This window comes from Colwellia sp. BRX8-4, from assembly GCF_014077345.1.
Lineage (GTDB): Bacteria > Pseudomonadota > Gammaproteobacteria > Enterobacterales > Alteromonadaceae > Colwellia_A.
In genome coordinates, this window is sequence record NZ_JACGVS010000005.1 from 50,557 (window position 1) to 67,769 (window position 17,213).

The window sequence follows — 17,213 nt, forward strand, 5'->3', positions numbered from 1 at the left end:
TAAAAGTGCTTATTTACTTGCACGCGATACGTATTCACCCGTACGCGTATCCACTTTAACTGTCTCACCAATTTGAATAAATAGCGGTACACGAATAACCGCACCGGTATGTAAAGTTGCTGGTTTTCCACCCGTACCGGCAGTATCACCTTTTAATCCTGGATCTGTTTCTGTAACATCTAGATCAACAAAATTAGGGGTTGTTACTGTGATAGGTGAACCATTCCATAAAGTAATGGTACAAAGATCGCCTTCTTTTAACCATTTAATACAATCTACAACTGCTTTTTCATCAGCGGCAATTTGCTCAAAGGTATCATTATTCATAAAATGCCAGAATTCACCGTCAGCATACAAGTACGCTAGCTCGGTTTCCATTACATCAGCGCCTTCGCAAGACTCGCCTGATTTAAAGGTTTTTTCTAAGACTTTATTAGAAATAAGTTTACGAATTTTTACGCGGCTAAAGGCTTGGCCTTTACCTGGTTTTACTAATTCGTTTTCTAAAATGTTACATGGTTCGCCGTCAATCATTAATTTAAGGCCAGCCTTAAATTGGTTTGTACTAAAATTAGCCATATGAATGTTCTCTTATACTCAAACAAATAACGCAGAGATTTAAATTGAAATTACAAATGCCGCAGATAATACCCCAAATAAGCGAACAATTGCACATTTCTTGGCAAAAAGAGTTAAGTAATGTCGTTACAGATCCGAAAAAGCTTTTAGATATGCTAGAAATTGACAGCCAAGATTATCTGCAACACTTTTCAGCACGTAAGTTATTTCCGGTCCGTGTACCCCGACCTTTTATTACAAGAATGAAAAAAGGCGACTTTAACGATCCGCTGCTTAAACAGGTTATGCCACTCTCTGATGAGTTTGTTGTCTCTGATGGCTATTCAATGGATCCACTAGAAGAGCACGACACTGTTGCCGAAGGCTTATTGCATAAATATAAGCACAGAGTCTTGATGATTATAAAGTCAGGTTGTGCAGTTAATTGCCGTTATTGTTTTCGTCGCCACTTTCCTTATGATGAAAACAGTCCCAATAAAGTTCGCTGGCAGCCGGCGCTAAAATATATTGCCGATCATCCTGAAATTAATGAAGTGATTTTCAGTGGTGGCGATCCTTTAATGGCAAGTGATGATCACCTACAGTGGCTTATTGAACAACTTGAGCCAATTAAGCATTTGACACGCTTGCGTATTCATACGCGTTTACCCATTGTTATCCCGCAGCGCATAACAACATCATTAGTGAACATTTTGTCTGAAACTCGATTAAAGGCAACCATGGTTTTACATATTAATCACCCTAATGAAATCGATGATGAAGTAAAGCAAGCACTCGAAAAACTTCGTGTGGCAAGAATTCCTTTGTTCAATCAAAGCGTATTATTAAAAGGAGTGAACGATGACGCCAAACTCTTATGTCAACTCAGCGAAACTTTATTTGATAGTGGTATTCAACCTTATTACTTACATATGTTTGATCCCGTACAAGGGGTTGCTCACTTTGATATTTGTGAAGAAGAGGCAAAAATAATCGTCCAAAAAATGATGGCGATATTACCTGGCTTTTTAATGCCAAAATTAGTACGAGAAATTGCGGGAGAAGCTAACAAAACGCCCATCAATTTGGCATAATAGCGATATATCAAAACAATCGTCAATATAGAGACACTATGAGCGCAACTGTTAGTAAGCAACTCGTTGATAATATTTCAATTATTTTAAAAAAATCGCTAGCCGCTGATGCGACTTTAGCTGATTTAAGAAAAAACAAGCAAGCAAGCTTTGAGGCAATATTTAAAGCAGACGCTGGTTTCAAATGTTCGGCAAATACTTTTCAGCCTTATGTTGAAGAAGTCGCGAACGATTTAATTTTTTGGCAAAAAACATCAGATCAACAAACGCTAATAGATACGGTAAAGAAAATAGAAAAGCTTTTTACCGTTTTAGCGAACTTTGAAAACAGTGCAACGGTTACTCATTAACGGTACCGTTTAAAAGTAAAAATAAAAAGGCCATCTTTATTGCACTATAAAGATGGCCTTTTGCTTTATATAACGTTAAAAATGTGACGCTTATTTATCAACATAGTCTGCGAAAGCATCTTTAAACCAATCATCAAGCAATTTTTTTTCATAGCCTAACGCATTATTTCTATATTTTAAGCGTCCACCCATCATAAAACTCATATCTTTTAAATTAACATTGTCGCTAAGTATTATGACTTTCTCAGCATTTATTAATGTAAATGATAGTTTTATTCTTGGAAAATAAAGGTCTTTAATCACTCTGATTTGATGTAGGCCACTGGCGAGAACATCACCGGCTAAATCAATGTCTGTTACGTCTATATTAAGTATTTGAGATGCAGGTAATGCTTTGGCAAGTTTGGATAAATGTTTTTCAAATTCGTTAAACATATTTTCTCGAAAGCGTTTTCGACCTTCGGTTCCTGAATCAATATCTCGGTATTTATCAGGCTCCGTCCAAGTGATGTTCACCTCAGCAGCTTGTGCTGTAGAAATCGTTAAGATCAGACTGCCTAGTATTAAAGCAGTCAACAAAGTGAATAGTGGTTTAATCATCATATATCCTTAACCATAAAGTTTATTAATGCCGAGTGATATTTTTATATTTACCCTGAATAAAAACGGCCCTAAAATTATCTTATCCATAGTTACACAGGTTACCAAACTTTACTGCTTTAATCGCTGTTGTAAAAAATCTACAACCCTTTTATGACGCATTTTTACCGCTGAAATATTGAGGTGACAAATATCGGCTATTTCTTGAAATTCCAAACCTGTGCGGTAACGTAGTAGCATAATATTACGATCAGCAAAGGACAGGTTAACCATTGATAATGAAAGTGCTGTCCCAAAATCTTCATGGCTATTGTCATCATTGGTTATACTTTCAAGATATTCATCATTGTGTTCGATAGTATCCCAACGGCGATCTCTTATTTTATTGATACATTCGTTATGGGCAATTTTAAATAGCCATGCTTTAAAAGATACCGCCCACTTAAAGTTTTTTAAGTGGGCGAGTACCTTTATAATTATTTCTTGTACGACGTCTTCGGCATCAGGCTGATGCTTAAGTAACTTTACACAGTATCCTTTTAAAACAGGTAAATAAGGTGTAATTAGTTGCTGAAAAAGACGCGTATCATAAGGTAGGCTTGCTTGCACTAAGGTCACAAGCTCGCGTTCATTAAGCGTAGTCAAACCGTAAAATAAGCCTCAACTATTGCTTAATAACTTTATTAGCTAATAAGAAAGTATTCGGTATCGTCGTTAGCGACTCATCGGCTGCCATCACTTTACTCGCAACACTGCCAATAACAGCTAAGGTGCCCTTAATGTCTGTTACTTCAATAACGTCACCTATTTGGTACATCTCTCGAAGATAAACGCCAGCAACAATTTCTTGGGCCATGGCTTTAGTGCCGATACCTAAAGAAATAGCCGCCGCTAAACCGACACTGCCAATAAGTACTGTCATGATGTTATTTAGCAGAGAAACATCTATGTCTAATTGCGTAATAGATAAAGAAACAGTAATAACGATAATAATACCGCGGCATACTTCGGCAACGGAACGGCCATAGTCAACACCAGTATTCTTAGCGGCTATTTTTACGCCATTAAAAACAATTTGCGCAACAAAGAAGCCACAAATTAAAACAGCGAGTGAAGCAAGTAATTTAGGTAAAAACAACACCAAAGTGTCGATTAAGCCGGAAAGTACGGTTAAGCCTAAAATATCTAGAGCCGCTAATAAAAAGATAAGTAAGAAGAATGTCGAAATAAGACTAGCAACAACTTGGCTACCCGTTAAAGTAACATCCATTTTTTTCAGCAGTGAATCTAGACCCAGTTTATTTAAAAACGTATCAAAACCAATTTTAATTAATGATTTATTAAGAAAGTTTTTAATGAGTGTTGAAATAATCCAACCGACAAGTAGAAATAAAATAGCGACAATTAAATCAGGTAAAAAAGTAACCACTTTATGCCAAACAGTTATTAAGCCAGAGTAAGCTTTGTCGGTGATGTTTTCAGTATCCATTATCTATTCTCATTATTAGTTATGCTATTGCTTGTTATCTTAGGGCAAGGTGCCATCTGTTTAAATATCGGTTTTAAAACTTTCATAAATAGGCTAATAAAAACAACCCAAAGTGAAGCTAAGCCTAATGCAACAAGATCTTTTGTACCTTGCTGATTATTTGCTGTTAAGGTTGCGCGCTTAAAAAGCTGATCATCTGATGTACTAAAAGCAACATCTGCATCACGGCTTAATTCTTTCGCTAAACTCTTTTCTATGTCTTTCATCTCATCCTCGAGCAATAGTTTTATCGCTTTATTCTTTAACGACTGAGCCGTTAAAAAGTCACATTAAATCTGTATGTTTTTTATTCTTATTTTTATCTATACACATTAACTTTTTTAAATCGGGTGCATTCTACGCTAAACAATTTTGAGTTTTAGCGTTAATTTAGTAAAATTAAGAAAAACTTGTGACTTTTGAGTTTCTTATCCGTTATAGAGCCAGAAATTACATCACATTACCCGAAACTTAATAAGGATTTATCCATGAAAACTTTTAACATGACTCTGATAGCTGCATTAATAAGCTCTCCACTAGCTGCAGAAACTATTGATAAAACATGGGAGCTTGGTGTGTTTAGCGACTACATCAAGTCAGATACAAACAAAGAAAACAATATTGACTGGCAACAAATTGAAGCGGGCAAAAGCCTTGGTATTGATTTACAAAAAATCATTAATGAGCGTTGGGACATTCGTTTAGAATTAGCTAAAACACGTTACGACATTGAAAATGGCAATGATAAAGATTACGGAACACGTGCCGGTATCGATGCAATTTATAAAGTTGAAGATAGCAGCTTTTACCTTTTCACTGGTGTAAAGCGCTTTAATAATGTTAGAAGCTATAATGCGGCTAATGTAGGTGCTGGTTATAACCTTCAAATTAATGATCGTTTCTCTCTATACAGCGAAGCCGCTGTTTATCGCGATCTTGATTACGGTCAAACAGATCAAGGTATTAAATTAGGTGTAAAATATACTTTTGGCGATGTTAAAAAATCACCTGTTGTTAACAAAGCTGTTGTTAACAAACCTGTTATGGAAACGATGAAGTCAACGCCAGTCGTTAAAAAAGTGATGATGGTTGATACTGACAACGATGGTGTTAGTGATAACAACGACCGTTGTGCTAATACACCGGCAAATGTAAAGGTTGATTCTCAAGGCTGTACGTTATATTCAGAAAAATCAGTCGAAATTAAGTTAAATGTTATCTTTGAAAATAACAGTTCATTGGTTAAGCCAGCAATGGTTGATGATGTTCAGCGTTTAGCTGATTTCATGAAAGAATACCAAAACACAAGTGTTGTTATTGAAGGACACAGTTCAGCTTCTGGTAGTGAAGAATATAACCTAATGCTTTCGCAAAAACGTGCTGATACCATTAAAGGCTTATTAATTAATAAGTTTTCTATCGATGCTAGCCGTTTATCTGCAAAAGGCTTTGGTGAAACACAGTTGATTGCTAAAGGAACTTCGCCTGCAGACAATAGTGTAAACCGCAGAGTTGTAGCGAAAATAGAAACTGTCGTTAAAAAAGTGATTACAAAATAAGGCTAAATTGCCTAACTAAAAGGGAAGCCATTTGGGCTTCCCTTTTTTATTACTCTCAATGAAAGTCTCTTGATAAATCAATTTACTCGATGTGTATAGAGCGCAGTATTAAAAGCCTATACAACTTTGGGCTAATTAATGACAATCACTCAGATAAAGTGATTATCTGAAGGACATAAGACCTCGTCAATATTATGCATTCGCATTATTGGCCGTAAAATTTACAGACCTTAATAAACAAATAAAGCCCGAATATTTATATTCAGGCTTTTCAATTTTGAGCTATAAATGGTTTTGACTATTTATGCGCAGGATAAACGGTTTACTTCAAGGCGCTTTATTGTGACGTTTAGTGTTTCTTAAACGAACGATAACGCAACGAAGAAGTTAACTGTTAAGACAAGCATAATTACATCATGCCGCCGATACATACATTAACCACTAATTTTACTTAATAAGTAAGATTGGAATAATTTTGATACCCCACCTTATACCCCACGAACTTATTATTCGATTAACTTATTGTAATTTATTAAAATTATATTATTTGGTGTAAATATTGTGTTTTACTTAAACGAACCTAGTAAAAATTACTAGTGACTTACAGCTGGGAACTAGAAGTAAAACACCATTTCTTCGGCATCAAGCCTGTAAGCGAGAGAAACTACTTAAGACAATTTTTCTCTAGTACATTTACCATTCTATTTAAGGGAAGAGCCGGGTATTAAGAACAACTTCCCTTTAGAATTAGTTGCTCCAATGTCCCCATTGTTTGTAATAAAACTGACTCCACTTTTACGAGACTTTTTACTAATATCTTCATTCAGGCCACCAAGCCACTCACCTGTGATTAATGAATATTTGCTAATAGATACACCATGGTCTACATGTAAATCATGGCTTACAAAGTATATGTTTTCATCAACCTCATCCAAAATCAAGCTGCCATAACTATATTGGCCACCGTCCAGATTAAATGGGGAAGTCAACTCTCCATTTACCATATCAAATACATTGCCATAAATATCGTAAAGTAATTTATCACTAGAAATTGTTAATTCATCAAATATTGGAGAACCGTAACCTGACGGCGAATAATATTGCGTATCTAATGCTTCTATCGCACCACAACTTATATCAAACTCCTCTACACCGCCATATGTACCTATACCAATCAATCGATTTTTTTCTAAGAAAGCAACTTTTCTAGCGCCCGTACCTTCTAAAAATGATTCGGTTATTTCACTTTGATCTGAATGGTAAAAACTAAGGTACGATGCATTACTCAAAAAACCTTCATCTACTCCTACAATGAATTCTTCATCAGAAAATGGCGAAGAAGCCATAAAAGATATTAGCCCAACGACAAGATCAATATCGCCATTAAGAAAATCAGGAGTTACGTTTTTAGCAGCTATCACTAGCGTATCTTTAGTTTTGAAAGTATCCAGATCAATTTCAATAATTTTATCTGAATCATCAAAACCAACATATAGTTTTTCTTTGTTGCCAGAGAGACTCATAGAGGTTGGCTCGGAGCCTACATAAACATGATCAATTGTTTCTTTAGATTCCAAATCAATAATTACAACAGAGTTTCCATTTATGCCATATACGCTAGGTAGTGCTCCATATACTCGGTTTCTGACGGAATCATAGATCGCATTTGAAAACTGACAATCCATACTTCCCCAGTATTCATTACCACTTTCTATAACCAGTGAACATGCTTTATTATATTTTTCTTGTGCATTAAGCTCTTTTTTCGGAATCGCATATATTCCAGTATGGCTAAAAATTAATAAGTGTGACTCTGTAGCACTCATTTCCGTTACATTGTCGTCTCTCGGTAATTCAAGAGGAAATTCTGCTGTAGGTAAAAATTGTTCATATGAGTAAACAATAATTTTATTATCTTCATCAAAGAAGTATGCTTTATTTTCATCAATTTCAAAAAATTTAGCTGAGTAATGATTACTCCAACCTGACCTATCTTTTCTTTCGAATTTACCGAGCTTAGTAAAATTACTGGGGTCGTACATGCTACGCCAATCGAATAATGAGCCGTCAACAATAGACAGGTCATGACTACTATCAGATGAAAGTGATATGTTTAACAGTTCTCCAAAACCGTTTCCATTAATAGGTACTGAAAACAAATTTATAACTGTATAACCTTTACCATCTAAAAATATCGACTTATCGTCAGGTGCAAATATTATTGAGTCTTGAAGCCCACCAATTTTTGAAGAATCATTACTAGGGACATTTTTGAATGATATAGGCAATTGCTGTCCACTTTGAACTAAGACAATATTGGTACAGTCCAGGTAACCTTGTTTTCCAAGTCTCAAAGCATAATAATCATTAGTTTGATTAGCAGCTACTGCATCACAAATGAATACTTTTGCTTCGTCGAAATTTGGATCTCCAGATTCGTATCCATAATCAATATTGAGGTTAAATATTTCAGAATTATCAGATAAATTATAACAAGTAAATACATCACTTTCTTCCAATACAGAGCAGTATTGAGAAGCGTCATATGAGACAATAATACTTTTTATTTTAGCGGAATTAAAACTCATTAATTCTATAATTTCATGAGAATTGATATCTATTGCAACTAAAGAATTTGGAAACATTACATCCAGCTCTGTAGTGAGAATTAAAATTCTATTATTTAGTTTGTCTTCAAAAATTTGCCTAGTACTTAATGATTTTCGCCCAACTTTTAAATCAGATGCTATTTCTTGAACTCGTCCCATTCTATTAGAATCAGAGTGTATGTACCCTTCGAATACTTCTCCCCAGATAATTTCACCTAAAACTTCATATGAACTATCACCGTTATCATCTAAACTTACAGTGTCATTAGAGATATTTATCGAGCTGTTGTCTCCAGAGCACCTTACGTCTGAAGATGTAGGATAATTACCTGCAAAATAAATAAAGTCGGACTCGCATGTAAAATTTCCGCCTATACTAGAACTATCAAAATCACCCCGAAAACTCATCTTATTTTCATAGTTGCCTGAAATTCGCTCAGAAAAGGTGATTTTAGATATTTTGAAATTTTCAGCTGATTCAGATAAGCCTTCTTGTGTTAATTTAAAAAATCCTTCATCATCAGATTCAACGGTTATGACTTCGTCATCAGTTAGATTATAAGTCACCTTGAAGTCACCTGAAACTACCCCCGATGTTCCGTCCTCAATAGAGTTAAGCTGGAAGTTTTGCGTTGACAAATTTGCTTCTAGTGTGATGCTATTATTTTCATCAATAAGAAATTTAATTATTTCAAGATCTACGCTACCTGTTACATCATCATCTAATATGTGATCAAAGCATGAATCATAATGAATGGTAACCCGTTCACCAACATTAACAAAAAAATCATTGTTTGAATCATGATGATTTACAGCAGTAGTCCCTCTTTCATTCGTTACGTTTTCTAACTTACATTTTGCCCCTGAAGATATATTCCCGTAATAATCAAGAAAGATAGACAAAACCGAGTCGGAAAGTTGTAAAACAGCTTCTGAGTAAAAAGAACCATATGCAATAACACCTGCATTATCTTCAGTTATTTTAAGTGAATAAGTGGGTGTTGGAGTGGGGGGTGGAGTGAGTGTTGGAGTGAGTGTTGGAGCTGAATCTCCTCCTCCGCCACACCCTAAAACTAAAGTTGCTAAAAAAATAATTAAAGATGTTTTCGATAAAAAGTTTAAGTCCATTTATTCTATCCATTTAAAGTGTATTGAGCCATAAAAAATAGATATTTAAAGGCTTTAGATAATAGTAAAATAATTATCTATTAGTAAAATAGAATAAGTCAATGTAAATTTTTAGAAAAAACATAAGTCAATGCCGATCCCTTATAATAATAAAACTACTTCTGATATTTTCCTATTTAACAAGTTTCAAGAAATTCTAACAAGTTTATCTTTAGAGAAAAAAGCCCGAATATTGCTATTCGGGCTTTCTATTGAGCTAGGGTTTTATGTAATAAAAATTACATCATGCCGCCCATTCCACCCATACCGCCCATATCAGGCATGCCACCAGCGCCAGCATCTTTTACCGGTGCATCAGTGATCATAGCTTCGGTTGTTAACATTAAGCCAGCGACAGAAGCAGCAAACTGTAATGCACTACGCGTTACTTTAGTTGGGTCAAGAATACCCATTTCTAACATATCACCGTAAGTAGAGTTACCAGCATTGTAACCAAAGTTACCTTTACCGTTACGCACTTCGTTTAATACGACTGAAGCTTCATCACCACAGTTAGCAACGATTTGACGTAGAGGTGCTTCCATTGCGCGAATTGCAACGTTAATACCATGTGTTTGATCTTCGTTGGCACCTTCAAGGTCTTTGATAAGGTCAGCAGCGCGAACTAATGCAACACCACCACCAGCAACAACACCTTCTTCTACCGCGGCACGAGTTGCATGCAATGCATCTTCAACACGGGCTTTTTTCTCTTTCATTTCGATTTCTGTTGCTGCGCCAATTTTAATAACCGCAACACCGCCAGCTAATTTAGCTAAACGTTCTTGTAACTTTTCTTTATCGTAATCAGAAGATGAGTCTTCGATTTGACCACGAATTTGCATTACGCGACCTTGTATATCAGCTTCGTTACCAATACCATCAATAATCGTTGTATTGTCTTTAGTGATAACAACACGTTTAGCTTGACCTAAATCTTCTAATGTTGCTTTTTCAAGCTCCATACCGATTTCTTCAGATATTACCGTACCACCCGTTAATGTCGCGATATCTTGTAACATTGCTTTACGACGGTCACCAAAACCAGGTGCTTTAACCGCTGCAACTTTAACGATGCCGCGCATGTTGTTTACCACTAATGTTGCTAAAGCTTCACCTTCAACATCTTCAGCAATAATTAATAATGGCTTACCTGATTTTGCAACACCCTCTAAAGTAGAAAGTAATTCGCGAATGCTGCCTACTTTTTTGTCTACTAAGAGAATGAATGGGCTTTCTAATTCAACAGTGCCACTTTCTTGGTTGTTGATAAAGTAAGGAGATAAATAGCCACGGTCGAATTGCATACCTTCAACAACGTCTAATTCGTCAGTTAACGCTTGACCTTCTTCAACAGTAATTACGCCTTCAGTGCCCACTTTTTCCATCGCTGTTGCGATGATTTTACCGACAGTTTCGTCAGAGTTAGCAGAGATAGTGCCTACCTGCTCAATCGCTTTGTTATCGCTACATTCTTGTGACAAACCTTTTAATGCTTCAACGGCGGCAATAACTGCTTGGTCGATACCACGTTTTAAGTCCATTGGGTTCATGCCGGCAGCAATTGATTTCAAACCTTCATTTACAATAGCTTGCGCTAAAACAGTTGCAGTAGTTGTTCCGTCACCAGCTTCATCATTGGCTTTAGAAGCAACTTCTTTAACCATCTGTGCGCCCATGTTTTCAAATTTGTCTTCTAATTCAATTTCTTTTGCAACAGTAACACCATCTTTAGTGATGATTGGACCACCAAAAGATTTGTCTAATACAACATTACGACCTTTAGGGCCTAATGTTACTTTTACCGCGTCAGCTAAAACATTTACACCACGTAGCATTTTTGCTCGTGCGTCATTTCCAAATAATACGTCTTTTGCAGCCATGTTGTTTCTTCCTATATTTTGTTAGTTTGTCGAACATCGTTCGACTACAATAATTAATACACTGTAAGTTGAGGCTTAGCCTAACGAATTCCTACAGTTTATATAAAGTCAGTAGCGTTACTATGACTCAACAATCGCTAAAATGTCTGATTCAGAAAGGATCAAAACTTCTTCGCCATCAATTTTTTCAGTTTTAACGCCGTAGCCTTCACTAAAAATAACTTGGTCACCTACTTTTACGTCTAAAGCACGTACTTCGCCATTTTCTAAAATGCGACCGTTACCGACAGCGATAACTTCACCGCGCGTTGATTTTTCTGCAGCACTTCCTGTTAAAACAATACCACCAGCTGATTTTGACTCTACTTCTTTACGTTTAATTATTACGCGGTCATGTAATGGACGAATGCTCATTAATTTTCTCCTGAGAGTTTATTCACTCTCAATAAATTTAAATAAAAGGTTATAAAACTTTGTTGCAATTAAAGATGGGGCTAATTTAAAACTTCACAAGCCCCGTTAAAAAATTTTTTATTCTTTGCGCTCATACTCACCTTCAAGCGTTTCACCTTGGTGGTGTTCAACCGGCTTCTTAGTGCCTAAACCCTGCTCAAATGGATCAGACGTAACTGGCTGTTCTTGCTGAGTATGCACCGAACTTTGATAAGTAAAACCAGCCGCACTTTGATTCATCACTAAATGTGACTGCACTGACTTTATCAACAGACTTCTCACACTAGGGATCAGGAGAGATAGCCCAAAAATGTCAGTAACAAAGCCAGGCGTTACTAAAAGTATGCCCGCAACCAGTAAAAGTAGTCCTGCAACTATTTCATCTGAAGGCATTTCTCCTTGCGCCATTTTAGTTTGTACTGAGTTTAAGGTCGCAATCCCCTGCTGTTTAACATTTCTGGCACCCAACCATGCAGTAATAATAACAATAGCAATTGTTGGCCATGCGCCAAGCCAAGTACCAACATTGATCAGTACCATAATTTCGATAATAGGAACGACAATAAAAAGGATAAATAGAAATCGAAACATTTAAAGTCTCTTCATTAAAAAATTTTATATAAGATGAAACATATATGGGGTTGTGCAGGTCTTTTTCAAGCATCAGGTAAATACAAGCTAGTTCATATGGTAATAAGCTATTAATTGTCATTTAAATAGCTTAAGTTTTTGTTAAGGAAAATACGTTAATGTTTCAATTAATAATGTGCACTTGTCCTGATATTAGCAATGCAAAGCTAATTGCAAAGCACTTAATACAAGAAAAACTGGCCGCTTGTGTCAATATTATTCCTAACGTTATCTCTGTTTATCGCTGGCAAGATAATATTGAATGTGATGAAGAAATACAGTTAATAATAAAAACACAAACCGATAAATTTAACGATGTAGCTAGTGAAATTAAACGCTTACATCGTTATGATACCCCTGAAATTATCGCCATGAACATCCAGCAAGGCGACGATAGTTATTTAAACTGGATCACTGAGTCTTTAAAATAGTTGTTATGAAAAAAATTGTCTTACTTTTTTGGTTAGTTTTAACCAGTATTTTTTTACAAGTACCCAATGCTCAAGCTCAAGATTCAATTTTTGATACTTCGTCCGCTTCGTTATTCAGTAACGATGGTGAGTTTCTTAGTGTCGAAGAAGCCTTTGAATTTAATTTTCACCAGAAGGATGATCAATTATCTGTTTCCTTTACCATAGCTGAGGGCTATTACTTATATCGTCACCAGTTTAAGTTCAGTGTTGAAAACGCAGAAATAATCCCTGTCGAACTGCCTAAAGGTGAAGACCATGAAGATGAATTTTTTGGTGTTCAGCAAATATTTACCGAACAGCTTAACTTCACTATTAAGCTTGTTAACGCTGATAGTAATGCCAGCATTAAAATACGCTATCAAGGGTGCGCAGCAAAAGGCTTATGCTACCCTCCTAAAAGTAAAGTTGTAGCACTATCAAAAGTGAATAATGAAGAAGCCATTAACACCAACAATGTTTTGGCGGCGATATCACCTGATAATGAAACGGGCAATACATCTATTGCCGCTGAAAATGCCAGCGAACAACATCAATTAGCCGATATGCTCAAAGGTGATAATATTTGGCTAACTCTACTCGCTTTTTTTGTTGGAGGCTTACTGCTTTCATTTACGCCTTGTGTATTTCCTATGTACCCTATTTTGACCGGTATTATCGTTGGGCAAGGCGATAAATTATCAACGTCAAAAGCCTTTCGTTTATCGTTTGCTTATGTACAAGGCATGGCAATAACTTATACCTTACTGGGCATTGTTGTTGCACTCGCCGGCGCTCAGTTCCAAGCAATGTTTCAACATCCTGCCGTTTTAATTGTATTAAGTGTTTTATTCATCTTTTTAGCGCTTTCTATGTTTGGAGTTTTTAACCTTGCCTTGCCAAGTAGCTGGCAAAATAAATTGAATAACATCAGTAATAGCCAAAAAGGAGGCTCATACTTCGGTGTTGTTGTTATGGGTGCTATTTCTGGTTTAGTGGCGTCTCCATGTACTACCGCTCCTTTAACAGGTGCTCTGCTATACATTTCACAATCGGGTGATATTTGGTTAGGCGCATCAGCGCTCTACGCATTAAGTTTAGGTATGGGTGTGCCATTACTTGTTTTGGGTAGTTCTGGTGGTAAATTATTACCAAAAGCAGGTACATGGATGACGGTAATTAAAAATGTATTTGGCTTATTACTACTCGCTGTTCCGATATTTTTAATGGAAAGGTTTTTACCTTCAGTGGTAACACAAGCCATGTGGGCAATATTGGTCTTATCAAGCGCAGGTTATTTTTATACCGTCAATCAACAGACCCAGAATAACTTTTGGTTTGGTGTTAGAAGTGTGGTGATATTTGTAATGATATTTTTTGGCGCCAACCAAGCTTTTCAACTGATAAGTCCTAGCCAAAATGTTGCTACAAGTAATCAAGAAGCTCCACAACAACACTTTACTAAAGTAGCAACATTACCAGAGTTGTTAGCAGCAGTAGACAATGCGAATGCACAAGGGAAGACTGTAATGGTCGATTTGTATGCCGACTGGTGTATCGCCTGTAAAGAGTTTGAAGAATACACCTTTAATGCCCCGCAAGTACAAAAAGTGCTGAGTAACACGGTATGGTTACAAATTGATATGACTGACTTCGATTCGACTGACAATGCTGAGTTTGCGGAAAAGTATCAAGTACTTGGCTTACCGAGTATTCTCTTCTTTGACCAACAAGGTAAAGAATTAACTCAGCAGCGCGTAACGGGGTTTATGGGCGCAGAAGAATTTACTGAACATCTACAAAAAATCCTTTAACCTTTAACCTTTAACAAACAAGCACACTTTAACTCGCAGAACTCGCGGGTTAAAGTGCTGATACTTTCCAATAACCATTAACAATTTTTGTATCAAGAAATTCCATTAGTTTGGTTTCAGGAATAGGTTTAGAAAAGTAATATCCTTGAATAATATCACAATCGTTTTCTGTTAAACTGCGTAACTGCGCACTCGTTTCAACACCTTCTGCGATAACCTGCAAACCTAAGTTCTTCACCATAGCAATGGTTGACATAATAATTTGATAATCAGCTCGATTTTCTAACATGCCAAATACAAAGCTTTTATCTATTTTAATAACGTCGACTGGCATTTTTTTCAAATAAGCTAATGACGAATAACCGGTACCAAAATCATCAATGGCAAAACTAAACCCTACATCTCTCAAGCCATTCATCATTTCAATTGCACTATCAATATTTTTTACTAAGGTTTGTTCAGTCAGCTCTAGTTCGAAGTGACTTGCCTCAAGCGAGAACTCAGTAAGTAAATCGGTTAAATAAGGGGTTAGATGAGGATCGGCAAATTGACCTGCTGACAGATTTATCGCAATACGGACATCAGTTAAACCCTTATCAATAAAAGTTTGGCAAAGTTCAAAACAGCGTCTGATCACCCAATAACCCAGTTCAACCATGTGCTGAGAATTTTCAAGGAGAGGAATAAAATCTTCCGGCGAAACCATGCCTCGTTCAGGATGCTGCCATCGAAGTAACGCTTCAAAGCCGTATAGTTTTTTTGTTTTTGCATCTAACTGAGGTTGTAAACTTAAGCTAAATTGATTTTTAGCTAAAGCCTGTCTAACTTCACTTTCCATCATCACCCGAAGGGCAACTTTTTTATACATCTCTTCATGGTAAATATGATATTTGGCGCCACCATCATCTTTAGCTTCATACATAGCGATATCGGCATAACTGATCAGATCTTCTGACTTAGTCATTTCTTCAGGAGCAAAGGCTATTCCAATACTGGTACTTACATAAAAAAGGCTATTTTGTATTTTAATTGGTTCTTTAAATGCTTCTAAAATTTCTTGTGCGACAAGCACTGCATCATTTTCATTATCGATATGACCAAGTACCACAACAAATTCATCACCACCAAATCGACAAGCCATATCAACTCTCCGAATACTGGAGCGCAAACGATTAGCCGCTTGAATTAACAACTTGTCGCCATCAGTATGACCATGACTATCATTTACTTTCTTAAAATCATCGAGATCTAAAAATAAAACGGCAATTTGTCCGTCACTGCGTGACACATTGAGAAACGCTTTACGCAGTTGATAGTTAAGCATATTGCGGTTAGGCAATCCCGTTAACAAATCATACATGGCAATATTTTCGAGCTCTTTCGTTTTTTGTTCAATTTCAATATTTAACTGTTCAAGTTCAAAACTTAACTCGGTGGCCGCATTGGCTAAAATATCTAGTTCATCAATATATTTACCATTTCTTTGTAGGTCTGTTTGACGAAACCGATCAAATTCTTTTTTCGCCAATAGAGGTAAAACATCTGACAAGACTAGTAAGCGACGAGTAAAGGGGCTAGCAACAAAATGAACAACAATCACTAAAGCAATAAGCACAACTAAGGTAAAAATTAAAAATTGCCAACGATTTTGCTGATACTTATCTGTAAAAATAGTGGCGTCATCAATCAGTGCCAGGTAATAAAAATCATCACGGGTATTTGCGATGGGAATTAAGTTAATCAGATAACTGCTATCGTTGGCTGTAGCTTTTATACCTTGAAAATTAATCATCTCGCTGTTGACAATTTCTTGGTTCGACATAAATAATTCACTGACTAGTTGAGTATTTGTTGAAGAGATAAATTTAGCGTCAGCAAGTATAATAGCCTCTTCGTTACCTGTTATTGATACAAGCTTGTCTACACGAGAAAAACTTACAACAGCCAACTCATTATCAAGCGCTTGATTTATGTAATAAATCATATCAACAAGTGAAACTGTCATCGCAACAATCGCCATATCACCCTTACCGTTTAATACCGGTATGGTGATCAACTGAACACATTGACCCTCACAGTACAAAGTGTGTTCTGGTTGCTGATGTTTTAGTACATTTTCAATACTCAGCTGAACAAATTTAGGAATAGCATTAGAAAGGTATAACTCTTCATTATTTGCTGAAACTAACCATACATTTTCAACATTTTGATTCATTTGCAGGGTATCAAACTGCGCGGCAAACTCTTGTGCTAAAACGTCAAAATCAGCCTGTTCTTTTAACCGCACAATATCTGAAAACGACTCTAGCCACGTCAGTATCTTTTGACGTAATACGTTATTTTGCACAGAAAATTGTGCCTGGCCTTTACGTAAAGTATCACTTTGATATTGGGTGAATTCTTGATTTAACCTTGATAAAGACAAGTAAGAAAAAATAGCCGTTAGGAGCAATAACGCCCCAATAACTAGCACTAATAATTTAACAGGAACGCTAACAAATCTTTTTCTCATCAAGTTA

The 17,213-nt window shown here is 36.2% G+C and carries 15 protein-coding genes; 5 read left to right on the plus strand and 10 right to left on the minus strand.

The window, feature by feature from the left end; all coding sequences use genetic code 11:
• Positions 1–9: 9 nt before the first annotated feature.
• The gene (gene efp, locus H4J56_RS06105; protein WP_070374890.1) at positions 10–579 is read right to left on the minus strand and encodes an elongation factor P; all 570 of its coding nucleotides are present in this window, start codon (positions 577–579) and stop codon (positions 10–12) included.
• Between the two features lie 56 nt (positions 580–635).
• Between efp and epmB the strand changes: the two genes are divergently transcribed.
• Positions 636–1,652 carry an EF-P beta-lysylation protein EpmB gene (epmB, locus tag H4J56_RS06110; RefSeq protein ID WP_182259069.1) on the plus strand — a complete coding sequence of 339 codons (1,017 nt, stop codon included), beginning with the start codon at positions 636–638 and terminating at the stop codon, positions 1,650–1,652.
• Positions 1,653–1,690: 38 nt separating this feature from the next.
• Positions 1,691–2,002, plus strand: coding sequence for a hypothetical protein (locus tag H4J56_RS06115; protein ID WP_070374891.1), 312 nt, complete (start codon positions 1,691–1,693; stop codon positions 2,000–2,002).
• 90 nt (positions 2,003–2,092) lie between these two features.
• Here the strand turns inward: H4J56_RS06115 and H4J56_RS06120 are convergent, their stop codons facing one another.
• The 4 genes from H4J56_RS06120 to H4J56_RS06135 form a co-directional block, all read right to left on the minus strand.
• The gene (locus H4J56_RS06120; RefSeq protein ID WP_182259016.1) at positions 2,093–2,602 is read right to left on the minus strand and encodes a DUF3016 domain-containing protein; all 510 of its coding nucleotides are present in this window, start codon (positions 2,600–2,602) and stop codon (positions 2,093–2,095) included.
• Between the two features lie 111 nt (positions 2,603–2,713).
• Positions 2,714–3,247 (minus strand): RNA polymerase sigma factor SigX, encoded by a 534-nt coding sequence (gene sigX / locus H4J56_RS06125; RefSeq protein WP_182259017.1) that lies wholly within the window; start codon positions 3,245–3,247, stop codon positions 2,714–2,716.
• 19 nt (positions 3,248–3,266) lie between these two features.
• A complete protein-coding gene (locus H4J56_RS06130) occupies positions 3,267–4,091 on the minus strand; it encodes a mechanosensitive ion channel family protein (protein WP_182214641.1) in 825 nt (274 codons plus the stop codon).
• Entirely contained in the window at positions 4,091–4,357 is a 267-nt protein-coding gene (locus H4J56_RS06135; protein ID WP_070374895.1) for a hypothetical protein, read from the minus strand. The genes H4J56_RS06130 and H4J56_RS06135 overlap by 1 nt, the downstream gene beginning before the upstream one ends.
• Positions 4,358–4,618: 261 nt before the next feature.
• On the opposite strand from H4J56_RS06135, the gene H4J56_RS06140 reads away from it, so the two are divergent.
• Positions 4,619–5,689: an OmpA family protein gene (locus H4J56_RS06140; protein ID WP_182244176.1), complete on the plus strand. Its 1,071-nt coding sequence runs from the start codon at positions 4,619–4,621 to the stop codon at positions 5,687–5,689.
• 701 nt (positions 5,690–6,390) lie between these two features.
• Here the strand turns inward: H4J56_RS06140 and H4J56_RS06145 are convergent.
• The 4 genes from H4J56_RS06145 to H4J56_RS06160 form a co-directional block, all read right to left on the minus strand.
• Complete coding sequence (locus H4J56_RS06145) at positions 6,391–9,426, minus strand: YncE family protein (RefSeq protein WP_182259018.1); 3,036 nt, start codon at positions 9,424–9,426, stop codon at positions 6,391–6,393.
• 278 nt (positions 9,427–9,704) lie between these two features.
• Complete coding sequence (groL, locus tag H4J56_RS06150) at positions 9,705–11,348, minus strand: chaperonin GroEL (RefSeq protein ID WP_070374904.1); 1,644 nt, start codon at positions 11,346–11,348, stop codon at positions 9,705–9,707.
• A gap of 120 nt (positions 11,349–11,468) precedes the next feature.
• A complete protein-coding gene (locus H4J56_RS06155; protein WP_070374905.1) occupies positions 11,469–11,762 on the minus strand; it encodes a co-chaperone GroES in 294 nt (97 codons plus the stop codon).
• A 117-nt stretch (positions 11,763–11,879) separates the two neighbouring features.
• Complete coding sequence (locus H4J56_RS06160; RefSeq protein ID WP_182259019.1) at positions 11,880–12,392, minus strand: FxsA family protein; 513 nt, start codon at positions 12,390–12,392, stop codon at positions 11,880–11,882.
• 158 nt (positions 12,393–12,550) lie between these two features.
• On the opposite strand from H4J56_RS06160, the gene cutA reads away from it, so the two are divergent.
• Entirely contained in the window at positions 12,551–12,862 is a 312-nt protein-coding gene (gene cutA, locus H4J56_RS06165) for a divalent-cation tolerance protein CutA (protein ID WP_182259020.1), read from the plus strand.
• A gap of 5 nt (positions 12,863–12,867) precedes the next feature.
• A complete protein-coding gene (locus H4J56_RS06170) occupies positions 12,868–14,694 on the plus strand; it encodes a protein-disulfide reductase DsbD (protein ID WP_182259021.1) in 1,827 nt (608 codons plus the stop codon).
• 49 nt (positions 14,695–14,743) lie between these two features.
• Here H4J56_RS06170 and H4J56_RS06175 read toward each other — a convergent pair whose 3' ends face one another.
• A complete protein-coding gene (locus tag H4J56_RS06175; protein ID WP_182259022.1) occupies positions 14,744–17,206 on the minus strand; it encodes a bifunctional diguanylate cyclase/phosphodiesterase in 2,463 nt (820 codons plus the stop codon).
• Between the last annotated feature and the right edge of the window lie 7 nt (positions 17,207–17,213).